This window comes from Brevundimonas intermedia (assembly GCF_004614235.1).
In the GTDB taxonomy this organism is placed as follows: domain Bacteria; phylum Pseudomonadota; class Alphaproteobacteria; order Caulobacterales; family Caulobacteraceae; genus Brevundimonas; species Brevundimonas intermedia_A.
In genome coordinates this window covers 991,092-1,014,328 of record NZ_SPVH01000006.1, presented here as the reverse complement: position 1 = coordinate 1,014,328, position 23,237 = coordinate 991,092, and the positions used below count along the sequence as shown (strand labels likewise).

The 23,237-nt window shown below is 68.0% G+C and carries 25 protein-coding genes and 1 tRNA gene; 12 read left to right on the top strand and 14 right to left on the bottom strand.

What is annotated here, in order from left to right; genetic code table 11:
- The first annotated feature begins 29 nt into the window (after window positions 1-29).
- The 5 genes from EGY25_RS11305 (at window position 30) to EGY25_RS11285 (ending at window position 4,759) form a co-directional block, all read left to right on the top strand.
- Window positions 30-1,418, top strand: coding sequence for a response regulator (locus EGY25_RS11305; RefSeq protein ID WP_135195056.1), 1,389 nt, complete (start codon window positions 30-32; stop codon window positions 1,416-1,418).
- A 50-nt stretch (window positions 1,419-1,468) separates the two neighbouring features.
- Window positions 1,469-2,272, top strand: coding sequence for a YgfZ/GcvT domain-containing protein (locus EGY25_RS11300; RefSeq protein ID WP_135195055.1), 804 nt, complete (start codon window positions 1,469-1,471; stop codon window positions 2,270-2,272).
- 7 nt (window positions 2,273-2,279) lie between these two features.
- Window positions 2,280-3,038: a 3-oxoacyl-ACP reductase gene (locus EGY25_RS11295; protein ID WP_135195054.1), complete on the top strand. Its 759-nt coding sequence runs from the start codon at window positions 2,280-2,282 to the stop codon at window positions 3,036-3,038.
- A gap of 487 nt (window positions 3,039-3,525) precedes the next feature.
- A complete protein-coding gene (locus EGY25_RS11290) occupies window positions 3,526-4,125 on the top strand; it encodes a DNA-3-methyladenine glycosylase I (protein ID WP_135195053.1) in 600 nt (199 codons plus the stop codon).
- On the top strand, window positions 4,118-4,759 hold the full coding sequence (locus tag EGY25_RS11285; protein WP_135195052.1) for a ribonuclease HII: 642 nt from the start codon (window positions 4,118-4,120) through the stop codon (window positions 4,757-4,759). Before EGY25_RS11290 ends, EGY25_RS11285 begins: the two co-directional genes overlap by 8 nt.
- A gap of 7 nt (window positions 4,760-4,766) precedes the next feature.
- Here EGY25_RS11285 and EGY25_RS11280 read toward each other — a convergent pair whose 3' ends face one another.
- From EGY25_RS11280 to EGY25_RS11240, 9 genes are all read right to left on the bottom strand, one after another.
- Window positions 4,767-5,084: a hypothetical protein gene (locus tag EGY25_RS11280; RefSeq protein WP_135195051.1), complete on the bottom strand. Its 318-nt coding sequence runs from the start codon at window positions 5,082-5,084 to the stop codon at window positions 4,767-4,769.
- Between the two features lie 63 nt (window positions 5,085-5,147).
- Window positions 5,148-6,188, bottom strand: coding sequence for a DNA adenine methylase (locus EGY25_RS11275; protein ID WP_135195050.1), 1,041 nt, complete (start codon window positions 6,186-6,188; stop codon window positions 5,148-5,150).
- 61 nt (window positions 6,189-6,249) lie between these two features.
- Window positions 6,250-6,336 (bottom strand) — tRNA-Leu (locus tag EGY25_RS11270).
- Window positions 6,337-6,383: 47 nt separating this feature from the next.
- Complete coding sequence (locus EGY25_RS11265) at window positions 6,384-7,820, bottom strand: M20/M25/M40 family metallo-hydrolase (RefSeq protein ID WP_135195049.1); 1,437 nt, start codon at window positions 7,818-7,820, stop codon at window positions 6,384-6,386.
- Between the two features lie 43 nt (window positions 7,821-7,863).
- On the bottom strand, window positions 7,864-8,103 hold the full coding sequence (locus EGY25_RS11260; RefSeq protein WP_045810378.1) for a DUF3297 family protein: 240 nt from the start codon (window positions 8,101-8,103) through the stop codon (window positions 7,864-7,866).
- Window positions 8,104-8,417: 314 nt separating this feature from the next.
- Complete coding sequence (locus EGY25_RS11255) at window positions 8,418-9,329, bottom strand: MotE family protein (protein ID WP_135195048.1); 912 nt, start codon at window positions 9,327-9,329, stop codon at window positions 8,418-8,420.
- A 17-nt stretch (window positions 9,330-9,346) separates the two neighbouring features.
- Window positions 9,347-9,937: a DUF6468 domain-containing protein gene (locus EGY25_RS11250; protein WP_135195047.1), complete on the bottom strand. Its 591-nt coding sequence runs from the start codon at window positions 9,935-9,937 to the stop codon at window positions 9,347-9,349.
- Window positions 9,937-10,980, bottom strand: coding sequence for a flagellar motor switch protein FliM (gene fliM, locus EGY25_RS11245; protein ID WP_135195046.1), 1,044 nt, complete (start codon window positions 10,978-10,980; stop codon window positions 9,937-9,939). Before fliM ends, EGY25_RS11250 begins: the two co-directional genes overlap by 1 nt.
- A gap of 2 nt (window positions 10,981-10,982) precedes the next feature.
- The gene (locus tag EGY25_RS11240; RefSeq protein ID WP_135195045.1) at window positions 10,983-11,654 is read right to left on the bottom strand and encodes a flagellar basal body-associated FliL family protein; all 672 of its coding nucleotides are present in this window, start codon (window positions 11,652-11,654) and stop codon (window positions 10,983-10,985) included.
- A 180-nt stretch (window positions 11,655-11,834) separates the two neighbouring features.
- Between EGY25_RS11240 and flgF the strand changes: the two genes are divergently transcribed.
- From flgF to EGY25_RS11205, 7 genes are all read left to right on the top strand, one after another.
- Window positions 11,835-12,575 carry a flagellar basal-body rod protein FlgF gene (gene flgF, locus EGY25_RS11235; protein ID WP_135195044.1) on the top strand — a complete coding sequence of 247 codons (741 nt, stop codon included), beginning with the start codon at window positions 11,835-11,837 and terminating at the stop codon, window positions 12,573-12,575.
- Window positions 12,576-12,589: 14 nt separating this feature from the next.
- Entirely contained in the window at window positions 12,590-13,378 is a 789-nt protein-coding gene (gene flgG, locus EGY25_RS11230; RefSeq protein WP_135195043.1) for a flagellar basal-body rod protein FlgG, read from the top strand.
- A 3-nt stretch (window positions 13,379-13,381) separates the two neighbouring features.
- Entirely contained in the window at window positions 13,382-13,999 is a 618-nt protein-coding gene (locus EGY25_RS11225; protein WP_135195042.1) for a flagella basal body P-ring formation protein FlgA, read from the top strand.
- Between the two features lie 12 nt (window positions 14,000-14,011).
- Window positions 14,012-14,734, top strand: coding sequence for a flagellar basal body L-ring protein FlgH (gene flgH / locus EGY25_RS11220; RefSeq protein ID WP_135195041.1), 723 nt, complete (start codon window positions 14,012-14,014; stop codon window positions 14,732-14,734).
- Window positions 14,735-14,865: 131 nt separating this feature from the next.
- On the top strand, window positions 14,866-15,294 hold the full coding sequence (locus EGY25_RS11215) for a hypothetical protein (protein ID WP_135195040.1): 429 nt from the start codon (window positions 14,866-14,868) through the stop codon (window positions 15,292-15,294).
- 8 nt (window positions 15,295-15,302) lie between these two features.
- Window positions 15,303-15,806 (top strand): hypothetical protein, encoded by a 504-nt coding sequence (locus EGY25_RS11210; RefSeq protein WP_209308037.1) that lies wholly within the window; start codon window positions 15,303-15,305, stop codon window positions 15,804-15,806.
- Between the two features lie 48 nt (window positions 15,807-15,854).
- Window positions 15,855-17,642, top strand: a complete 1,788-nt coding sequence (locus tag EGY25_RS11205) for a DUF885 domain-containing protein (protein ID WP_135195039.1) — start codon at window positions 15,855-15,857, stop codon at window positions 17,640-17,642.
- A gap of 162 nt (window positions 17,643-17,804) precedes the next feature.
- Here the strand turns inward: EGY25_RS11205 and EGY25_RS11200 are convergent, their stop codons facing one another.
- The 5 genes from EGY25_RS11200 to cysG are packed head-to-tail and all read right to left on the bottom strand — an operon-like array spanning window position 17,805 to window position 23,229.
- Complete coding sequence (locus EGY25_RS11200) at window positions 17,805-18,803, bottom strand: cysteine synthase A (RefSeq protein ID WP_135195038.1); 999 nt, start codon at window positions 18,801-18,803, stop codon at window positions 17,805-17,807.
- 35 nt (window positions 18,804-18,838) lie between these two features.
- Window positions 18,839-19,918: a phosphoadenylyl-sulfate reductase gene (locus EGY25_RS11195; protein WP_135195037.1), complete on the bottom strand. Its 1,080-nt coding sequence runs from the start codon at window positions 19,916-19,918 to the stop codon at window positions 18,839-18,841.
- Window positions 19,902-21,572 (bottom strand): nitrite/sulfite reductase, encoded by a 1,671-nt coding sequence (locus EGY25_RS11190; protein WP_135195036.1) that lies wholly within the window; start codon window positions 21,570-21,572, stop codon window positions 19,902-19,904. Before EGY25_RS11190 ends, EGY25_RS11195 begins: the two co-directional genes overlap by 17 nt.
- Window positions 21,572-21,847 carry a DUF2849 domain-containing protein gene (locus tag EGY25_RS11185; RefSeq protein WP_135195035.1) on the bottom strand — a complete coding sequence of 92 codons (276 nt, stop codon included), beginning with the start codon at window positions 21,845-21,847 and terminating at the stop codon, window positions 21,572-21,574. The genes EGY25_RS11190 and EGY25_RS11185 overlap by 1 nt, the downstream gene beginning before the upstream one ends.
- The gene (gene cysG, locus EGY25_RS11180; protein WP_135195034.1) at window positions 21,844-23,229 is read right to left on the bottom strand and encodes a siroheme synthase CysG; all 1,386 of its coding nucleotides are present in this window, start codon (window positions 23,227-23,229) and stop codon (window positions 21,844-21,846) included. Before cysG ends, EGY25_RS11185 begins: the two co-directional genes overlap by 4 nt.
- Window positions 23,230-23,237: the final 8 nt, after the last annotated feature.

The following is a 23,237-nucleotide window of genomic DNA, read 5'->3' as shown; positions in this document are numbered from 1 at the left end:
AAGCCGCCGCTTTGAGAGATACGCCGGAAATGCAGGCCTGGGACGCGCTGCGACGCCCGATCTGGATGTTCGATCCGTCCGCCCTGCGTGGCGTCTATGCGAACGCCGCCGCCCTTGATCTCTGGGGCTCCGACAGCCTCGACGCCTTGCTGGCCCGCGACTTCAGCCAGCTGTCCCCCGCCGTCCTGGCCCGCACCGAACGGCTGGCGCGTGAGACGGCCAACGGCGAGACCCTGTCCGAACACTGGACCTTCTATCCCAACGGCCGGCCGCTGACGGTGACGGCGATCATCTCGACCTACTGGCTGGACGACGGCACGCCGGTCCTGCTGTTCGAGGCCGCCCCCATCGAGGTCGAGAGCGAGGAACGTCGCGCGGTCGAGGCCCTGCGCCACACCTCCACCCTGATCTCCCTGTTCGACAACGAAGGCCGTCCGCTGTTCTCCAATCCGGCGGCCTTCGCGGCCTATGGTTCGACCACCCACCCCTTCGAGGCCCGCTTCGCCCAGCCCGAGCGCGCCCAGCCCATGCTGGCGGCCGCCCTGTCCGGCGACCTAGCGGCCGACGTGTGCGAGATCGTCACCCGCGAGGGTCCACGCTGGCATCACCTGGACATACGCCCGGTGATCGACCCGGTCACGGGTCAGCTCGGCGTCATGCTGACCGAGATCGACGTGACCGAACGGGTCGAGGCCGAGCAGGCCCGCGCCGCCGCCGAGCAGAAGACCGCCATGGCCGAGGCCCGTCAGCGGTTTCTGACGGACATGTCGCACGAACTGCGCACGCCGCTGAATTCGGTCATCGGCTTCTCGGACCTGTTGTCCAAGGCCGGCCTGGCACAGGAACACGCCGACCACGCCGCCCGGATCAACGGCGCGGGCCAGCGCCTGTTGTCCGTCGTCAACGACATGATCGACCTGTCGTCCGATAAGGTCGTTCCTCTGCCGACGCTCGACGCCTTCATCGAGGAACCCGCAGCCGCCAATGAAGACGCCGCCGCCCTGCGCGTTCTCTATGTCGACGATCACGACAGCAACCGCGCCCTGGTCATGGCCGTCATGTCCGCCCAGGGCATCGTCTGCGTCACCGCCAACGACGGCGCGCAAGGGGTCGAGGCGGCCCGCGACGGCGACTGGGACGTGATCCTGATGGATATCCAGATGCCGGTGATGGACGGCGTCTCCGCCGCGCGCGCCATCCGCGCCCTGCCGGGTCTGGTCGGCCGCACGCCGATCCTGGCCCTGACCGCCAACACCCTGCCGGAGCAGTTGACCCAGTACGAAGAGGCCGGCATGGACGACTGCATCGCCAAGCCGATGAACATCGTCGATCTGGTCACCCGCGTCACGGTTTGGGGCGCCAGCGACTGGCGGAACTTTGACCCCCTGTTCGATCCCGAGGCCGCCGCCGTCGCCTAAATTCGGCGCGGCGTCTTCTGGAGCCGCCGCCTGCGCCCTATCTTGCGCCCATGCCCATCGCCCGTCTCGACAGCCGCGCCCTGATCTCCGTTACGGGCGAGGACGCCAAACCCTTCCTGCACAATCTGCTGACCCAGGACGTGGAGACGCTGGCGGAGGGCGAACTGCGTTTCGGCGCCCTGCTGTCGCCCCCCGGCCGGCTGCTGTTCGACCTGTTCATCCTGGGCCAGGCGGACGGCGTCCTGCTGGATGTCGCGGCTGAGCGCCGCGACGCCCTGTTGCAGCGGCTGTCGATTTACAAGCTCCGCGCTAAGGTCCAGGTCGCCGCCGAAGACCGCGCCGTCTTCGCCGCCTGGCCCGAGACCGCATCCGGCTTCATCCCCGACCCGCGCACGCCGCTGATGGGCGGCCGCCTGTATGGTGAGGCCACGCCCGACGCCGCTCAGGCCGACTACGACGCCCACCGTCTGTCCATCGGCCTGCCCGACCCCACCGCCGACGCCCCGCAAGACAGGACCTATCCGATCGAGGCCGACTTCGACCTGCTAAACGGCATCGACTTCCAGAAAGGCTGTTTCGTCGGCCAAGAGACGACATCGCGCATGAAGCGCCGGGGAACGATCAAGAACCGGATGCTGCCGCTCGACTTCGACGGTCCGCCCCCGGCCTTCGGCGCCGAGGTACTGAAGGGCGAACTGCGTGCGGGCGAGGTGCTGTCGGGCCAAAACGGATCCGCCATTGCCCTGCTGCGGATCGACCGGCTCGACGGCGACCTGACCGTGGACGGCCGTCCTGTGCGCTTGCGCAAACCCGCCTGGATGGGCGAGGACGTCCTCCCCTCCTCCAACGCCTGAGTCCTCCATGAAGATCGCCGACCAGATCGTCCTCGTCACCGGCGGCGCACGCGGCGTCGGCGCCGCCGCCATCCGCGCCTTCGCCAACGAAGGCGCCCGCGTGATCATCAACTGGCGCGCCAGCGGAGAGGCCGCGACCGCCCTGGCCGCCGAGATCGGCGACCGCGCCCTCGCCCTCCAGGCCGACGTGACCGACCGCGCCGCCGTCGACGCCATGGTCGCCGCCGCGCAAGACCATTTCGGCGCCCCCGTCACCACCGTGGTCAACAACGCGCTGGACTACAGCTTCAACGGCGACGCCCGGTCCCGGATGACCGACATCGGCTGGGACGAACTGGCGGCCCAGTTCTGGACCGTCGTGCGTGGCGCGCTGAACGTCATCCAGGCGACCGCCCCCGGTATGGCCGCCGCCCGGTTCGGCCGCGTCGTCAACATCGGCACCAACCTGTTCCAGAACCCGGTCGTGCCCTATCACGACTACACCGCCGCCAAGGCCGCCCTGCTGTCGCTCACCCGAACCGCCGCCGGCGACCTGGGCCCCGACGGCATCACCGTCAACATGGTCTCGGGCGGCCTCCTTCGCACCACCGACGCCAGCGCCGCCACGCCCGAGTCCGTCTTCGACTTCATCGCCGGCATGACGCCCCTGCGGTCGGTGACCACCCCCGAAGAATTCGCTGACGCCGTCCTCTTCTTCGCCTCGCCGTGGAGCCGCGCGGTGACCGGCCAGAACCTAGTCGTGGACGGCGGATTGGTCAGGGACTGAATGACGACCGTCTCCTCCCCACTCCGTGGGGAGGTGGCGCGGCGCTTCTTCAGCGCCGTGACGGAGGGGTTCTTCGCCGCATCACCAGCGCCTGTGGGACTTCAAGAGCCCCCCGCTTCGCGGTCCCCCTCTCCATTTCATGGGGAGGAGACGGTCTCCATCCTATTTGCTCGGCACATTCGTCCAGATTTCAGGGTCTTACCCACCACCAGCGTCAATCGACAAGCCCCTGATCCAAACGCCGTTACAATGCGTGGGTTTAGGACCGAAGGAGACGAAACTCTGACACCTTGGACTGTTTTTCACCGTCCAAGGTGTCCAGCTAAATTGCACTTTCTTGCACTTTGCACTGTTTTCGCAGGTGCAGTGCAATTCCGCCCCACTCTCGATTTCAGACAATTGAGACTATTCAGACGGTCTTTTTCAGTCGCCTGAGTCTCAAATCACGCCCTTCCCCCCACCAGAACAGACTGGCAACCTCGTCGCCATGACCGACTCACACGCCTCGGGCCGTTGCGGCTGGTGCGGGACCACCGACCCGCTCTACATCGCCTATCACGACACCGAATGGGGCGTGCCGGTACGCGACACGCGCGCCCTGTGGGAGAAGCTGGTTCTCGACGGTTTCCAGGCCGGTCTCGCCTGGATCACCATCTTGAGGAAGCGCGAAGGCATCTGCGACGCCTTCGATAATTTCGATCCCGAGATCGTCGCCCGCTACGGCGAGGACGACATCCAGCGCCTGCTCAACGACCCCCGCATCATCCGCTCGCGCGCCAAGATTAACGCCGCCATCCGGGGCGCCCAGATTTGGCTGGAGATGCGCGAAAACGGCGAGGATTTCTCCGCCTGGCTCTGGTCCTTCGTCGACGGCGAACCGATCCACACCCCCTACGCCGACTCCCGTCAGGCCCCGCCCCAAACCGAACAGTCGGTCGCCATGGCCAAGGCGCTGAAGACACGCGGCTTCAACTTCTGCGGTCCCGTGATCGTCTATGCGTTCATGCAGGCCGTGGGTATGGTCAACGATCACCAGACGACCTGCTTCCGTCACGCCCAGGTTCGTGCGATGGCGGGCCATGGCTAGAGCCCCCGCAAACCCCAAGGCCTTCCCCACCCTCGCGCTGGAGACGGTGCTGATCCAGCGCGTCAACGGTCACGTCTGCGGCGTGGACGAAGCGGGTCGCGGTCCCTGGGCCGGCCCCGTCTCGGCGGCGGCGGTGATCCTGAACCCCGACGACCTGCCACCCGGCATCGACGATTCCAAGGCCCTGACCGAAAAGCGCCGCGCCGCGCTGGAGCCCGAGATCAAGGCCCGCGCGGTCGCCTGGGGCGTCGGCTTCGCCTCGGTCGAGGAGATCGAGGAGCTGAACATCCTGCACGCCACCGGCCTGGCCATGTGCCGCGCCATCGAGGCGCTGTCGGTCCAGCCTGTCGCCGCCCTGGTCGACGGCAACTATCGTTTCAAACTGCCGTGCGACGTTCAGACCGTGGTCGGCGGCGACGGCCTGTCGCTATCCATCGCGGCGGCGTCGATCCTGGCCAAGACGGCGCGGGATCGGCTGATGATCGATCTGGACGCGCAGTATCCCGGCTACGGCTTCGCCAGCCACAAGGGTTACAATGCGCCGATCCACCAGAACGCCTTGAAAACCTTGGGTCCCTGCCCCGCCCATCGGCGCAGCTGGTCGCCGATCAAGGCCCTGCTTCAGGACGCCTGAACCCGCCTCAAATGTGCATGAAGCCGCCAAGCAGCGCGCCCATGAGGGCCGCTACGGCGGCGCCGGCCAGCGCCATCATCCAGCGCGGCGGCGAGCTCAGCTCGGGCTCGACATCCCCCTGCTCCACCGCCCCGACCGCTTCGGCCGGGCGGCTATAACGGGCGGCGTTATGGGTGAAGGTCGGCCGTGCATCGCCGGCGGATGCGCCCCACGCCAGGTCGCCCTGCGCTGCACGCGGCGCCCACGAACGCGGTTCCGCCGCCGGCCGGATGCGGTAGTCATCGGCGCGGTCGGTGTTCGGAGAGCTGTCCGTGTGCGGTTGCATACATTCCACAACGACACGCCGCGATTCGCGTTCCGCAACTTGCGACTGTTGATTTCGCTGCGCTTATGCGGCCACAGGCAGTTCGACCGGCCGGTCCGTGACCACGAACAGGTGTTCGACGTTCTTCAACCGCCCGACCGTCCCGACCTTTTCGCCCTTGGGATTGTGGATGCCGATCCGGGCGCCGACGTAACGCGGATGCGCCACCTCCAGCACCTGAACATGGCCCCGCGCCGACAGCATCTCGACCAGCTCGGCCCGGCTCAGATAACCCTCGTCGTTGAAGCTGACGATCAGATTGGGCGCCTTGACCCGTTCGATCACCGACCGCAGCGCCGGGCCGATGCCGGGCCGGCTGTTGAAGGCGCTCTTGCGCGTCCTGACGTCCACCCGCTTGTTGGCGATCCCATAGGTCTCGGGCCGGTCCCACAGCACCAGGCTTTCCCAGCAGTGATAGTTGGCAAGATAGGAATGCTGGTTATAGGGCGGGTCGAGATAGACCAGGTCGGCCTCGATCTGTTCGGCGATCTCGATGGCGTCGCCCTGCGTCGCCCGGCACGGCCCGCCGTGCACCGCCGCAACCATGTCCGGCGTCCGCAGCTCCAGCGTCTTCAGCGCCCTGGGCGCCCATTGCTTCATATAGGCCATCTGAACCCCGGCGGTGGAATCCACCCGGTCGGCGGCCTCCATCAAACTGACCAGCACGATGGCCTTGAGCTCGGGCTCCAGCCCCATGGCCTCGATCCAGTCGCGCATGGCGTCGATGCGCGCACCGTTGTCGGGATGGAAGTAGCGGGCGTCCTGGCAAAAGGCCTGGGTGAACCATCCCGCCTGCGGCGTCACCGTCCGCAAATCGGCCAGCACGGTCTCGACCCGGTCGATCCACCGCTCCCGATCCGCCTGGACATAGGCGGTCGCCAGGGCGTACGCATAGGCGTTGTAGTCGTTCGACCACACCTGAAACCCCTGCTTCTTCAACGCATGCCCGACCCGCGCCGTGCCCGAGAACAGGTCGCAGACCCGCCCGCCCTGGGGCAGGACGCCGGCCACGGCGCCCGTCACATGGCCCAGCAAGGCGCGCTTGGAGCCGATGTATTTAATCATGACGCGGCCCGACTCATCCGCCCACCATAGCCGCTTCGCGCCCGACAGGGAGAGGTCCAGTTGGTGCGGGCGGCCGGGCTTGAACCGGCAAGGACTTTCGTCCGGCAGATTTTAAGTCTGCTGCGTCTACCAGTTTCGCCACGCCCGCGACCGGACCGGCTGTATAGCCAGCCTGTCCGTCGGGGCCAAGCGGGCTTAGCGAGCCATGGGGGCCGTCGGCTTCATCGCCCGGAAATCCACGTCGGAGTCGGCGATCAGCCACAACAGGCCGGCCCAGGCGGCGACGTTCTGGTTCAGTTGCGCCGGGTCGATCTTGTCCAGGGTGTCGTTGGCGGTGTGGTGCAGGTCGAAATAGCGGGTGCCGTCCTGGGCCAGACCAAAGAAAGGCACGCCCAGCGGACCCATCGGGCCGACATCGACGCCGCCCTCGGTCTCAACCCGGTCCGATGCCAGGACGCCGATGGGATAGAGGACACGGGTGGCGGCCTTCTGGAAGTCCGAGCCTTGCGCGCCTGCGGGCAGACGCAGGGCGTAGACGCGGTCGGCGCCGAAATCGCTCTCGCCGGCGATGATGTGCTTGTCCAAGGCCGCACCCTGGCCGCGCGCATAGACGGCGCCGCCGTTGCCGGTCTGGGGCGTCGGCTGGGAGACCTCCTCCGAACCGTAGAAGATCACGCGCAGGGTGCGGGCCGGGCGGCGGCCGCTGTCGGCGATGGCCTTGGCGGCGGCGACAGTGATGGCGCCCCCTGCCCCGTCGTCGATGGCGCCGGTGCCTAGGTCCCAGCTGTCCATGTGCGAGCCCAGCACGATGATCTCGTCCGGTCGCGTGGCGCCCGGCAGATCGCCGATCACGTTCTGGCTGGTGGTCCGATAGGTGCGGGCGGTAGAGGTCAGGCGCATCCGCACCGGCTGGCCCAGGGCGACCAGGCGGCTGACCTGATCGGCGTCGGGCGCGGCCAGAGCAAAGGCGGGGATGGTCGGCTTGCCGTCCACATAGCGGGTGGTGCCGGTGTGGGGCATCCGGTCCTCGTCCGAACCGACCGAGCGCATGACGAAGGCCGATGCGCCCTTGGCCGCCGCCACGCCGGGGCCGGCGCCGCGCACGCGGGTCTGGGGCCCATAGCCGGAGCCGTCCTGCATGGGGTGCATCTGGCCCAGGTCGACATAGACGATCTTGCCACGGACGGCGGCGTCAGGCGCGGCCTGCAAATCCTCGAAGGTGGAAAAGCGGACGATCTCGGCCTCGACGCCGTTGCGCGGCGTGGCCGGCGAATGGCCCAGGGCGGCGGCGACCAGGGCCTGAGCGTTGTCGCCGACGATGGCGGCCGAGCTTTCGCCCCGCTCCCATCCGACCAGCGGGAACTCTTCGATCCGCACGTTCTGGAAGCCGTTGGCGCGCAGATAGTCGGCGGCCCAGGCGGCGGCCTGCTGTTCCGAGCGCGAGCCGGCCGGGCGCGCGCCGAACCCCGTCGTCAGCTGGGTGACATAGTCCATGGCGATGTTGGAGCGCATCGCGGCGTCTCGCACGACGATGGCCTGATCCACCGTCGCGGCGTCCTGGGCATTCGCCACAGGGGCGAAGGCGACGAGACCCAGCGCGACGGCGCTGGCGGTCAGCAGACGGATGGACATGGGCAGGCTCCGGACTCAGGCAAGAGCCGGAACCTAGGTAGGTTCAGTCGTTCTGGAAATAGGGTTCGACCGGACCCTGCAGTTTGACGGTCAGGGCCTTGCCCTTGCGGTCCACGCGATTGCCCAGGGCCAGACGCACCCAGCCCTCGGAGACGCAATATTCCTCGACATTGGTCTTTTCCTCGCCCTTGAAGCGGATGCCGACGCCGCGTTGCAGCACCTCGGCGTCATGATGTGGGCTGGACGGATCGACCGAGAGGCGATCGGGAGGCGTGTCGGACATGGTCTTCGAGCGAGCTCAGGTTTTCGGCAAGGCGCGGTGATAGACGCGCACGCGCCTCATGCCAATCCGAAACCGGGCGACGGCGTGCTTATGGCAGCAGATGATAGTGCTGGGCCACGGCGACGATCATCACGGTTCCCACCGTCGGAACAGCGACAATGATGGCGCGACGCAGACGATGCGCGACGTAAAGCAGTTCCCCGACCACGACGTTTTCCTTGATGCAGTCGCTCTCTGACGGAGCGTTCGAAGATCATTGGTCGAACTGATCATCCTGTCGAGACGAAACGTCCGATCAGGGACCACAAATATCGTTACTGCACAGTTTGGCGCGGCTGGGCGTTGGGGGCGGCCGACGGCTGATAGGCCTGGGGACCGGCGGGCGGCGTAGCGGCGGGCGTCGCCGGACGGCGGGCCGGCGTCGCAGCCGGGCGCCGGGCGGGCGTGGCGGCAGGACGAGAGGCTGCTGGCCGGGGCGTCGGACGGGCCGCAGGCGTCGCGGTCGCGGCGGTCGGCTGAGCGACCGGGGTGGGCGCAGGCGTTGCGGTCGCGGGCGTCGCAGCCGGCGGCGGCGTGGCGGCTTCTGCGGCGGCGGCGCGGGCGGCCATCTGCTGGGCCTGGAAGCGGGCGGCCAGTTTCTCGGTCAGTTCCTTGGCTTGTACCGGCGTCATCTGGGCCATGATGGCGGCCAGGGTGCGGGGGCGCATGGCGGCGGCGACGGGCAGGCGTACGCGGTCCTCCAGCGTCGCCATGACCGGTGCGGCCTCCTTGGGCCGCATGGCGGAATAGACCTGGACCAGACGGTCGATCTCGGCCTTCTCGCGCTCGTCCACCTGGCCGAGCATCTGCTTCATCTCGGCCTTAAGAGCCGCCAGCGCCTGGATCTTGGCCTCCAGCTTCTGTTCGGCGGCGACCATCAGCGGCAGGGTGGTGGCGAAGTCCTGGTCGCGGGCGTCCAGCGCCGCGCGGCGTTGCGACAGCGACTGGATGATCTTCAGCTCGGCGGGAGAAATCCCGGCCTGCTGGGCCAGTTGATCGGGCGACAGGGCGGAGCAGGTGCCCGGCAGCACAGGCTTGACCGGCGCGCCGGCTGCGGCAGGCGCCGCCTCCTCGGCCCAGGCCTTGGCGCCGTCGAACAGGCCGGGCGCCACGCCGATGGCGCGCACGGCCACCACCCCGCCGATGGCGATGGCGATCAGGGGCAGAAGGCGGGGTAGACGGGCCATGAAATGGGGTTCCGAACTCAGGCGGCGAACAGGTCGTCGTCGAGATTACGACGCGCGGCGTTGAGGCTTTGTTTGGCGGAATGGTTAGCGGAGCGTCCTGCCGTCAGGGCCTGAACGATGGCGGCGACATTGTCGCGACCGGCCGGGGCGGCGGTCGCGGCGGCGCGATGGCTGGTCGAGGGACTGGCCATGCCCTGGATACGCTCGGCCAGAGCGGCCATGCGCTCGGCGCGTTCCTCGTCTTCGGTCGCAGTCACGGCTGGGGCGGGTGCGGCGACGGCGGCAGGCGCGCGGCGGGCCGGCTCGTCCTCGACGATGCGAACGGGTGCCGCGGCCGGCGCGCGGGCGATCAGGGTTTCGAGCTGCGCCTTGACCTCACGCGCCTTGATGATGCGGTCGTGCAGCAGGTCCGTCTCCTGGCCCGAGGCGCGCAGGGTGGCCAGGGCGTTCTCGGCGCGACCCGCGGCGGCGTTCAGCTCGGTCACCGCCTGGGCGAAGGCCAGTTGACCGGCGCGCAGGGCGGCCAGCTTGCGTTCCAGCTTGATGCCGTAGCCCACCGCTGCGACCAGCAGCAGCATCAGCACCGCGTCCATGATCATTCCGGCCATCAGACATTCACTCCCAGGCGGGCGGCGACTTCGGGATTGACCGGCCCTTCGACGCGTATGGCGATGTGCTGACCCTTGCGACCCATACGGCCGGTGGTCAGGGGGATAGAGCCCGCGCGGATCGACACCTCCGAATCCGGCGTGGCGTTGAGCATCAGGGTGTCGCCGACCTTCAGGTTCAGCACGCTGGACAGGGGCATCATCTGCTCGTCCAGCACGGCGCGGACCTCGGTCTCTGTGGTCCAGAGCTCGGTGGCCAAGTGGCCTTCCCAGATATTGTCGCGGCCGAACTTCTCGCCCATGAACTGCTGCAGCAGCATCTTGCGGATCGGCTCCAGCGTCGCATAGGGCAGCAGCAGCTCGATCCGCCCGCCGCGATCTTCCATGTCGATGCGCAGCTTGATCAGGATGGCGGCGTTGGCGGGGCGCGCGATGGCGGCGAAGCGCGGATTGGTCTCCAGCCGGTCCAGGTTGAAGTGGACGGGCGTCAGGGGCTCGAACGCCTGGCGGGCGTCGTTCAGCACGACCTCGACCATCCGCTGCACCAGCACACGTTCGATGGTGGTGTAGGGCCGGCCTTCGATGCGCAGCGCCGCCGTGCCGCGACGCCCGCCCAGCAGCACGTCGACGATCGAATAGATCAGGTTCGAATCGACCGTCAGCAGGCCGTAGTTGTCCAGCTCCTCGGCCCGGAACACCGCCAGGATGGCCGGCAGCGGGATGGAGTTCAAATAGTCGCCGAACCGGATCGACGAGATATTGTCCAGGCTGACCTCGACGTTGTCCGAGGTGAAGTTGCGAAGGCTGGTCGTCATCAACCGCACCAGGCGGTCGAACACGATCTCCAGCATCGGCAGCCGCTCGTAGCTGACCAGAGCGGAGTTGATGATCGCCCGGATGCCCGAGCGTTCGGAGCCGTCGTCGTCGCCCAGGTCGAAGCCCAGCAGGCTGTCGATCTCGTCCTGGTTCAGGACGCGTTCGGACAGGGCGTCGCCGGGATCGCCGAGACCGCCGAACGGGTCGAGCTGGGCTGTGTCGGTCATGCCTACTGCACCAGCATTTCTTCGATCAGCACGGCGTCGACCTTGCCCGGCGCGGCGATCAGATTGACGCGGCGCAGGATCTCGGCGCGCAGCTGATAGGTGCCGGCCGAACCGCTCAGGTCCTCGGGGCGCAGCTCGCGCACGAAGCCGGTGAACATGTCCTGCAGACGCGGCATCTCTTCCTGCAGATGGGTCGCCACCTCGGCGTCCTGCATCTCCAGCGTAAGCTTCAGCTTCAGGAAGGTCGGACGACCGTCGGGCGACTGAATGTTCATGACCATGTCCGGCAGGGTGTAGAAGGTGACGCCGTCAGGCCCCGGCGCGATGACGCCCAGCGACGGGTCCGCCTCGCCGCCCTCGGCGCCGCCGTGACCGCCGGCTTCCTTCTTCTCTTCCTTGCCGTGCTCGGCCTTCTTGTCCGCCTTCTCTTCGCCGTGACCCGCTTCGGCCTCGGCGCCGTGCGCCTCTGCAGGCTTGGGCTTCAGCATGAAGAAGGCGGCGGCCCCGCCCCCGCCCAGCACCAGAAGCGCGACAGGCGCGATGATGAACAGCAGCGGCAGCTTCTTTTTCTTGGGCGCGGCGTCGTCGCCTTCGACAGCGGCCTCGCCCTCCTTCACGGCAGGCAGATTGGCGTCCGCAGCGGGATCGCCCTTCTTCTTGCCAAACTTGAACATGCGCGCGCCCCGGAGACTCTCTCATGACGAGGATCGTCGGGTTTGGTTAACGCGACGTTTACAATGGGCAGGATTTGCCGGGTCGTTCGGGGGTCGATGGCGCTCAAACCCGCATTCCACCTGGATTAACCCTGTTGGCACGGCCGTTGCGAGGGACGAGGGCGAAGGAGCACGCCACTCGTGGAAAACGCCGCCTATATTGGACTGTCACGCCAGATGACGCTGCGCCGCGAACTGGACATCGTGGCCAACAACGTCGCCAACGCCAACACGACCGGCTTCAAGGTCGAGCAGTTGATGCTCGGGACCGAGATCGGTCAGCGCGCCCGCAACGATTCCATCCGTCCCTCGGCCAGCTTCGTGCTGGACAACGGCGTCGGCCGCGACTTCGGCCAAGGATCGATGCAGCAGACCGGCCGCGCCCTGGACTTCGCCATCGCTGGCGAGGGCGCCTTCTTCACCGTGCGCGACGGCGCGAACGGCGAGGCCTACACCCGCGACGGCGCCTTCACCATGGACCCGGAAGGGCGGCTGACCACCAAACAGGGCCAGGCGGTCCTGGGCGGCGGAGCGGAGATCGTCCTGGACCCCAACCTGGGCGCGCCCAGCGTCGGCGCCGACGGCACCATAACCCAGGAAGGCCAGGTCACCGGCCGCCTGTCGGTCGTTCGTTTCGAGGCGCTAGGCGTCCTAGAGAAGGGCGGCGACAGCCTGTATCGCAACAACTCCAACACCCAGCCGATCGAGGCGGCGGACGCCCAGGTCCACCAGGGATCGCTGGAATCGTCCAACGTCAACTCGTTGATCGAAATCACCAATCTCGTCGAGATCAGCCGCGCCTACGAGAGCATCTCGCGCATGATCGAAAACACCAACGACCTTAGCCGTCGCGCCGTCGAGCGCCTCGGCAAGGCCGCTTAAGGGAGCCCCGGACAATGCGCGCACTTCGCACCGCCGCCTCGGGCATGGCCGCCCAGCAGCTGAACGTGGAGGTCATCTCCAACAACATCGCCAACATGAACACGGTGGGCTTCAAGAAGCAGCGCGCCGAGTTCCAGGATCTGCTCTACCAGAACGTCGAACGCATGGGGGCCCAGTCCTCGGCCGCCGGCACCGTGGTCCCGACCGGCATCCAGATCGGCGCCGGCGTGAAGGCTGGCGCGGTCTATCGCATCACCGAACAGGGCACGCCCCAGGCGACCGGCAACCCCTACGACATGGCCATCGACGGCAAGGGCTATTTCCAGATCACCCTGCCCTCGGGCGAGCTGGGCTACACTCGCGCCGGCAACCTGCAGGTCAGCCCGGAAGGCCAGATGGTCACCGACGACGGCTATCTGCTGGAACCGGCGATCACCATTCCGCAGGACACCACCAAACTGTCGATCTCCAAGACCGGTCTGGTGCAGGTGACGCAGGCCGGGCAGACCGCGCCGACCACCGTCGGTCAGATCGAACTGGCCAACTTCTTCAACGAAGCCGGTCTGGAAGCCATCGGCGACAACCTGCTGCTGGAAACCGCCGCCTCGGGCCCGGCCATCGTCGGCACGCCCGGCGATGCGGGCTTCGGCCAGGTCATGCAGGCCTATACGGAGTCTTCGAACGTCGACGCCGTGTCGGAGATCAGCGCCCTGATCGTGGCCCAGCGGGCCTATGAGATGAACTCCAAGGTCATCAGCACCGCCGACCAGATGCTGTCGGTCGCCTCGCAAGTGAAGAGCTGAACCATGATCCTGATCCGTTCCCTTCTGCTCGCCGCCGCCGTCAGCGCCACAGCCAGCGCTGCATTCGCCGGCCCCGTCGTCCTGCGCGCCAATCCCGTCGATGACGACGGCCGGGTCACCCTGGGCGACCTGTTCGAAGGCGCGGGCGCCGCCGCCAATGTCGCCGTCGCCGAGCGCGTCGGCCCCTCGGTCGTGCTGGAAGCCGGCCAGCTTCAGGCCCTGGCCCGCCAGGCCGGCCTCGACTGGAGCAATCCCAACGGTCTGCGCCGCGTCGCCGTGCGTCGCGCAACCGGCCCGGTCCAGACGACGTCGGACGCGGCGTTCCAGCCTGCGGCTCAATCCGCCGGCCAGCCTATCGCCCGCGCCGCCTATCGCCCCGGCGCCGCATCGCAGGTCATCGCCCGCAACGACATGGTCCGCGTCACCTATCAGGTCGGGGGCGTAAACCTGGCCGTCATGGGCAAGGCGATGCGCAGCGCCGGTCTGGGCGAACCCGTCGCCATCATGAACACCACCTCCAACCGCGTCATCGATGCGGTCGCCTCCGGTCCCGGCCAGGCCATCGCCGGCCCCGGCGCCGACAGCGCCCGCGCCAATCCCCAACAGTTCGCCGCCCGCTAGGGAATCCTCGTCATGCGTAAGACCATCCTGATCCTCGCCGTCCTGGCCCCGCTGGCCGCCTGCTCGACTGTCGCCGAGACGGTGCGCGGTCCCGAACTGGCCCCCATCGGCTATCCCGCCGCGCTTATTCCGGCGCAGCAGACCTATCTGCCGGCGCGCGACACCGCCCCCGCCAGCGCCAACAGCCTGTGGCGCACCGGCGCCCGCACCTTCTTCGGCGACCAGCGCGCGCGCCACATCGGCGACATCCTGACGGTCAAGATCGACATCGACGACCGCGCCCAGACCCAGAACTCGACCCAGCGGTCGCGCTCGAACGAGATCAGCGGCGGCGTCAACAACCTGTTCGGCCTGGAAAGCAGCCTGGGCCGCGCCTTCCCCGGCGGATTCGACCCGTCGGCCATGGTCGGGATGGAAGGCGATCTGAAGTCGGCAGGCAACGGCTCGGTCACGCGCGCCGAGAAAGTCTCCCTGACCATCGCCGCCGTCGTCACCGACGTTCTGGCCAACGGCAATCTGGTCATCCAGGGTCGGCAGGAAGTGCGCACCAACCGCGAGGTCCGCGAACTGACTGTCGCCGGCATCGTGCGGCCCGAGGACATTTCGTCCGCCAACGCCATCAACCACACCCAGATCGCCGAAGCCCGCATCTCCTACGGCGGTCGCGGCGACATCAGCCGCGTCCAAGGCGCACCGGCCGCCCAGGCTCTGGTCGAGCGTTTCAGCCCGTTCTGATCGCCGCCGTGAACCGTTGACGGATAACCGCGTTCAGCCTTGATGCGGCGGTCTGGTCTATTGCGGTTACGGCCGGGTCTGACGACATTGGGGGCGACGCGGCGATGCGCGTTGTCGGCGGGGGCCGACACATGATGCTTATTCTTTCCGCCGTGATGGCGGTCGCCATGCAGGCCGCGCCGACGGCCGGCTGGACCTGGAGTCTGTACGAAGGCGACGGGCCGTTGGTCCTGGCCAACGAAGTTCCCGACACCGCCAATCTGCGCGCCACCCTGCAATGCCAACCGGGTTCGGGGGCCGTTTCGGTCGCGGTCTATGGCGACGATGCGACGGCCGGTTTCGCCCGCATCACCGCCGGCGGCATGACCGCCACCAGCGAGGCCCGCGTCGGTCGCGGCGGCAAGCTGGAGACCGCGATCCCGGTGGATCACCCCGCCTTTTCCGCCTTCGTCGCGTCCGGCCGCATGACCGTCGCCGTCGGCGACGCCGCCGACACGATCACGGTCGAACGCCCCCATCTGGCCAAGCTTCGTCGCTTCGCCGACCGCTGCGCCGGATAGGAAAGCCCATGCGTCTGTCTCGCCTGATCCTGCCCCTGATCGCCCTGTCCGCCCTGGCAGGCTGCGCCACCAACGCGCCCGCCCCGACCGCAAATGTAGCGGCGCCGGGTCCGGCGCCGGCGCCCATGCCCGGCTACGACTGGTTCCTGAACCGCGATGGGCCGGAGGCGATCCTGGCCTACGGCGTCGCCAACAGCGACGAGGTCAAACTGCACCTGCGTTGCAAGGCCGGCTCCGGCGCGCTGGAGCTGACGGCGGCCAGCGAAAAGCCCGGCCGCGAAATCCATCTCGAATCGGGCGGCGACACCGAACGCTATCCCGCCGCCTCGGAACCGGCGGGCGTGCATGACGGCGAACTGCTGACCGCCCTGGCCAAGAGCAAGGATCCGGTCTTCCAGCGTTTCCGCCGCTTGGGCTGGATCGCGTCCTGGTCTGACGATGAGCGCCACATCTACGCCGCACACCCGGCCGCCAAGGCGGGAATCGAGCAGTTCTTCATCGTCTGCGGTTGACGCACCGGTCACGCTCGGCTTGCGTGCCCCCCTAAGAGGAGGGGCGTGATGAAGTTTTCCCATTTGGCCGTCACGGCCGTGCTCGCGAGCACGTCGCCGCTGGTCGCGGTCGCTCAGACGCCGCCCGCCGCCGTCGCGGCCACACCGGCGGACGCGGCGCTGAACGCCCTGATCGCCGATTATGAAACCTATCTGAAGGCGGTCGACCCTCTGTCCGCCAGCGGCGAAGGCGACGTCGAGGCCATGGGCCGTCTTCCCGACCTCTCGCGCGCGTTCGAACTGGCCCAGCGCGCGCCGTTGGAGGCTTTCGTCGCCCGGCTGAAGGCCATCGACCCGGCAAGTCTTTCCCACGCCGGTAGCATCAACCACGCCTTCCTGCTCTACACCCTGAACCGCAGCCTGGAGGGGCTGGACTACGACACCTCGCGTCTGGCGTTCGACAGCGAGGGCGGCCCCGGAACCTGGGCGCTCTACATCGGTGGAAGCACGCGTCTGAACTCCATCGCTGAAGCCGAGGCCTATATCAGGCGGATCGAGGGCTTCGGAAACATCTACGCCCAGACGACCGAAAACGCCCGGCGCGGCCTGGAGACCGGCTTGGTCCAGGCCCGTTCCGTCACAGAAAGCGCCCTGGCCAACGCGCGCAACGACGTGGCGATCACGCCCGACGCCGAGCCCTTGCTCAAGCCGTTGAGCACCCTGCCCGCCACCGTGCCCCAGGCCGACAAGGACCGGCTGACGGCGGACGCCGCATCGGCGGTCGCCACCATCATCGTCCCGGCCCGCCAGGCCTGGCTGACCTTCCTTGAGACCGACTATCTGCCCAAGGCGCCGGTCGAACCCGGCATAGGCAACCGTCCGGGCGGCAAGGACATCTACGCCTATCTGGTGCGGGGCCACACCACCACCGACCTGACGCCGGACCAGATCCACCAGATCGGCCTGTCCGAAGTCGCCCGCATCCGCGCCCGGATGGATGTGGAGATGAAGGCCGCCGGCTGGACCGGCGACTTCGCCGGCTTCCTGGCCTTCCTGCGCACTGATCCCCAGTTCTACGCCTCCACGCGCGAGGCCCTGATCGAGAAGGCGTCGGAGATGGCCAAGCGCGCAGACGGCGGCCTGCCGGCCCTGTTCGCCACCCTGCCCCGCCTGCCCTATGACGTGCAGCCGGTCCCGCCGCAGATCGAGGAAAACTACACCACCGGCCGCTACAACGGCGGCTCGATGCAGAACGGCGTCGCCGCCCATTACATCGTCAACACGTCCAAGCTGGACCAACGCCCGCTTTACGAGCTGCCCGCCCTGACCCTGCACGAGGCCGTCCCCGGCCACCACATCCAGATCGCCCTCCAGCTGGAGGCCAAGGGCCAACCCTATTTCCGGCGCCAGGCCAATGTCAGCGCCTTCACCGAGGGCTGGGGCCTTTACGCCGAATATCTGGGCGAGGAGATGGGCTTTTATCGCACGCCCTACGAAAGGTTCGGCCGCCTGTCCTACGAGATGTGGCGGGCCTGTCGTCTGGTGGCCGACACCGGCCTGCACTGGATGGGCTGGAGCGAGGAACAGGCCCGCGCCTGTTTCCGCGACAACTCGGCCTTGGCGCCCCACAATATCGAGACCGAGCTTCAGCGCTACATCGGCTGGCCGGGCCAGGCCACGGCCTATAAGATCGGCGAGATCCGCCTGCGCGAAATCCGCGCGCGGGCCGAGCGGGAGCCGGGGCCGAAGTTCAACGTGCGCACCTTCCACGACGCGCTTCTGACGGAAGGACCGCTGCCGCTGGCCCTGCTGGACCAGCGCATGGATGCCTGGATCGCGGAGCAGAAGGCGAAGTAGCCAAACCTGTCTCCTCCCCGCTTTGCGGAGAGGTGGCGCGGCGCTTCTTCAGCGCCGTGACGGAGGGGTTCTGCACTGCATCGCAAATGCCTGTGGGACTTCAAGAGCCCCTCCACCGCTTCGCGGTCCCCCTCCCCATTTCATGGGGAGGACACGACACGTTTACGCCCAGTCCGGTTCCGGCAGTCCCTTCGACCGCAGGAAGTCCGGGTTGAACAGCTTGGACGCATAGCGCGAGCCCGGATCGCACAGGCAGGTCACGATGGTCTTGCCCGGCCCGATCTCGCGCGCCAACCGCACGGCGCCGGCGATGTTGACCCCCGCCGATCCGCCCAGCGACAGGCCCTCATGTTTCACCAGGTCGAACAGGATCGGCAGGAATTCCGCATCCTCAATCCGATAGGCGTGGTCTGGCTTGAAGCCCTCAAGATTGCCGGTGATCCGCGCCACACCGATGCCTTCGGTGATGGACGAGCCCTCGCCCTTCATCTCGCCCTTGGTGAACCAGCTGAACATGGCCGCGCCCGCCGGGTCGGCCAGGGCGATCTTCACCTCGGGCTTGCGTTCACGCAAATAGGCGGAGACCCCTGAGATGGTGCCGCCCGACCCCACGGCCGAGACGAAGGCGTCGATCTTGCCGCCCGTCTGCTCCCAGATCTCCGGACCAGTCGTCGTGTAGTGGGCGTCGCGGTTGGCGGTATTGTCGAACTGATTGGCCCAGACCGCGCCGGCCTCTTCGCTGTCGTTCAGCTCAGACGCCAGACGCCCGGAATAATGGACGAAATGGTTGGGGCTGGAGAAAGGGGCGGCATCCACCTCGACCAGGCGCGCGCCCAGCGACCGGATGGCCGACTTCTTCTCTTCCGACTGGGTGCGTGGAATGACGATGACCACGGGATGCCCCAGGGCCGCGCCGACCAGGGCCAGGCCGATGCCGGTGTTGCCCGCCGTGCCCTCGACGATGGTCCCGCCCGGCTTCAACGCGCCGGACGCCCGCGCGCCCTGGACGATCGACAGGGCGGCGCGGTCCTTGATCGAGCCGCCGGGGTTCATGAACTCCGCCTTGCCCAGAATTTCGCAGCCCGTCGCGTCGGACAGACGGTTCAGGCGCACCAGCGGCGTATTGCCGATCAGGTCGATGACGGACTTGGTAACGGACACGTTTCAGCTTTCAGGCGAGGTCGAACGACAGGAGATCAGGCCGCGACCTGACGCCTGCCTAGGTGGATGCCGCACTCGACCTTGTCCATCCCCGACCATCGCCCGGCGCGCGTATCTTCACCGTCCTGAACCGCCCGCGTGCAAGGCCAGCAGCCGATGGAGCGATAGCCCTGCTCAACCAGCGGGTGACGCGGCAGGTCGTTCTCGTCCAGCCAGGCCTCGACGTCGTCGGCGTCCCAGTTCGCCAGCGGGTTGATCCGCAGAACCCCGTCCAGCACCTCGAACGGCTTTAGCTTGGCCCGTGTCGACGCCTGATAACGTTTGCGCCCGGTGATCAGGGCGTTGAACCCGGCCGTCGCCCGCGCCAGGGGCCGCACCTTCCGCAAGTCGCAGCAGGCGTCGGCGTTCGTTTTCCAAAGGTCGTCGCGGGCATCCAGCGTCGCCTTCTCGCTCGCATCCGGCGTGACCAGCCGCACGTCGGTCAGGCCCAGGGCCTTGGTCAGTTGGGTACGATAGGACAGGGTCTGCAGGAAATGCTGGCCGGTCTCCAGGAAGACCACCGGCACGTCCCTGTTCTCACTGGCGATGATGTCCAGCAAAGCCGCGGACTCAGCCCCAAAGGACGAGATGGCGCCGACCCGCAGACCCAACGCCGGGTCCAGCGCCGCCTTCACGATCTCGGACGCGTCCTTTCCCGCCGTCTCGCGGTTCAGCCGATCCGCCAGCGCATCCAGATCGCGGTCGTTGGACGCCGCACGCCGCCGCTGCCAGATGGTCGGCGCGGGATCGACGGCGGGCTGATAGGATGCGCTGAACGCCTGATCCATCCGGTCCCAGGCCGTCGTGTCAGCGCCCGGCGCCAGTTCGACCGCGTCGAAGCCCGAGCGGCGCAGGTGCCGCGCCTGGTCCGGCAGCACCTTGCCCGCCGCGATCAGCCGCCCGGCATAGCCCCGCTCACGCAGCACCGCCGCCAGCGAGAAGCCGCGCCCGTCGCGAAAGGCGTCGAAATCCAACACCAGGACGTCGGTCACGGCAGCGGCCGCCTCGACCTCCTCCAGCGGCGTGGTGACCGACAGCCGCGGTCCGTTCTGGCCCCCCTCAAGCGTTTGCAGCATCGAGCGTCTCATAGATGGCGTCGCGGAAGGGATCGGGACCGACACGGCGCACCGTGTCGATGAACCGCTCGCCGTCCGTGCGGATTTCAAGATAGCGGTCCAGGGTGCGCTGGATCGCGGGCACGACCTCGTCCGCCGGCAGGCTCTTGCCCACGATGTCGCCCAAGGCCGCCTGTTCGTCGGGCGAACCACCGACGGTGATCTGGTAGTATTCCTCGCCCTTGCGATCGACGCCCAGCACGCCGATGTGGCCGACATGGTGGTGGCCGCAGGCGTTGATACAGCCGCTCATATTGATGCGGACCGGCCCCAGCTTCTCCTGATAGTCCATGTCGGCCAGCCGCTTCGACAGGGCCTGGGCCACCGGGATCGACCGGGCGTTGGCCAGGCTGCAATAGTCCAGTCCCGGACAGGCGATGACGTCGGTCGCCAAGTCGGCGTTGGCTGTCGCCAGGCCCACCTCGTGCAGCGCCCGCCACAGCGCCGGCACCTCGTCCAGCTTCACATGCGGCAGGACCAGATTCTGCTCATAGGCGGCGCGCAGCTCATCGAAGGAATAGCGTTCGGCCAGGTCCGCCACCGCGTCCATCTGATCCGCCGTGATGTCGCCGGGCACGCCGCCGACCGGCTTCAAAGAGACGACCACCGAGGCATAGCCTGACTGGCGATGCCGCCGCACATTGTTGCGCGCGAACCGGGCGAAATCGGGGTCGGCCAGCAGGGCGCGGTCGAACGGCGCGCTGGCCTTGGGCAGGGCCTCGAACGGCGGAGGCGCGAAATAGGCCTGGATCCGCGCCGCCTCGTCCTCGGGGATGCGCAGATCCTCGTGGCGCAGCGTGGCGTAGTGCTTGTCCACCTCCTCGCGGAAGGCCTCCAGCCCGACCGAGGCGACCAGGATCTTGATCCGCGCCTTGTGGATGTTATCGCGCCGCCCCAGCAGGTTCCAGGCCCGCAGGATGGCGGTCAGATAGGCCAGCAGGTCCGCCGCCGGGACTCTGGATGCGATCTCCTGGCCGATATGGGGCAGACGGCCCTGCCCGCCGCCGACGAAGACGCGGAAAGCGGTTCCTCCGTCCGCGCCGCGCACGATCTGAAGCCCCACATCATGGGTGCGGATCGCCGCCCGGTCCTTCTCGGCGCCGATCACCGCGATCTTGAACTTGCGCGGCAGAAAGGAGAACTCGGGGTGGATGGTGGACCACTGGCGGATGATCTCGCACCAGGGACGCGGATCCTCGATCTCGTCGTCGGCAGCGCCGGCGAAGACGTCGGTCGTGGTGTTGCGGATGCAGTTCCCCGACGTCTGGATGGCGTGCATCTCGACCTCGGCCAGATCGCTCAGGATCGACGGTAGGTCGGTCAGGGCCGGCCAGTTGTACTGGATGTTCGTCCGCGTGGTGAAATGGCCGTAGCCCTTGTCATAGGTGCGGGCGATATGGGCCAGCCGGCGCATCTGGCGGCTGTTGAACGTCCCATAGGGAATGGCGACCCGCAGCATATAAGCGTGCAGTTGCAGATAGACCCCGTTCATCAGCCGCAGCGGCTTGAACTCGTCTTCCGTCAGGGCGCCCGAGGCGCGGCGCGCCACCTGGTCCGAGAATTCCTCGACCCGTTCACGCACCAGGGCGTGGTCGAACTCGTCATAGCGATACATCAGGCGGGCTCCCGCACCAGGCTGTTGCCCACGGTCGGCCCCGTCGCGCGGATCCGTTCCTTCAGTCGGTCCCGGCCGGAGGGCGTGTGGTCCTGAACCTCGACCAGATAGGGGTTCACGAAGACGTCGGGTCGCGCGGCGACCTCGGCCAGCACGACCTCGGCCGTCGCCTCATCCAGCACCGAGGCCTGGGCCAGTTGCTCCACCGGCTGGTTGTCCGCGCCCGCATAAATGACGCGGCCGTCCGACAGGCGGTTCGCCGTCACGATCTTCACGCCGCGACCTCGTCTCGCGTATCGATCTGAACGGCCGAGAAGGCCGCCGTCTCGCCGACGAACAGCAGGGCGGGACCGGTCAGGGACGCGCCCCGCACCAAGGCGCCCAGCCCGTCCAGTCGCCCGGTCAGAACCCGTTCGTCCGGTCGGCTTCCATTCTCGACGACGGCCACGGGGGTCGAGGGAGACCGCCCGGCGGCCATCAGACGGGCGGCCGTCTCTTCGGCCCGGTCCGTGCCCATATAGATGGCCAGCGTATGGTTCGGCCCCGCCAGTCGCGACCAGTCAGCGTCGATCCCGCCTGGCTTGGCCTGGGCCGTCACGAAGGTCACCGCCTGGGCGTGGTCGCGATGGGTCAGCGGAATCCCCGCCGAGGCCGCACAGGCCAGGGCCGCCGTCACGCCCGGAACCACAAAGACCGCCACACCGGCCGCGCGCATGGCCTCCAGCTCCTCGCCGCCGCGTCCGAAGACGAAGGGATCGCCGCCCTTCAGCCGCACGACCCGGTGGCCGGCCTTGGCCTCCTCGATCATCAGGGCCTCGATCTGATCCTGGGGCACCGAATGTTCGCCGCGCGCCTTGCCGACATACAGGCGTTTGGCGTCACGCCGCGCCCGCTCCAGCACAGCGTCCGGCACCAGACGGTCGTGAATAATGACATCGGCGTCCTGAAGAACCCGCAGCGCCTTCAGCGTCAGCAGCTCGGGATCGCCCGGCCCCGCTCCGACGATATGGACGACGCCCTGTTCCGGCGCGGCCGAATTCAGCAGCCGCAGCATCTCGCGTCGCGCCTCGGCCGTGCGGCCCGCCGCGGCCAGATCGGCGGCCGGTCCCCGAAACGCCTTCTCCCAGAACCGACGCCGCGCCATGAAGTCGGGCACATTGGCCTTGACCGTGTCGCGCAGCTCGCGCGCCAGCCGGGCCACATTGGCCAGACCGGCCGGCAGCACGCCCTCGATCGCGGTGCGGATGTCGCGTGCCAGGATGGGCGCCGATCCACCGGTCGCCACGCCGATCACCACCTCGTCGCGGTCGATCAGGGCCGGGGTCTGGAAGTCGCTCAGATGCGGCTTGTCGACGACATTGACCTGAGCACCCGCCGCCCGCGCCAGGGCGCCCAGCCGCGTCAGCTCATCCGCATCGTCCAACGCCATGAAGACCAGCCGCGCGCCCGCCAGATCCTCGGCCTCGGGCGTCCGCAGCACCGGCGCCGGCGCGCACAGCGGGATTTCCATCCGGGGCGGCGCCCCGTCAGGCGCGAACCACACCACCTCGGCCGGCGTGTTGAGGAACAGTCGCAGCTTCGCCAGGGCGGGCTCGCCACCGCCGATGATCACGATCTTTGCGGCCTCCAGCGGAATGGAGGCGAGGAATACACGCATCGTCTTGC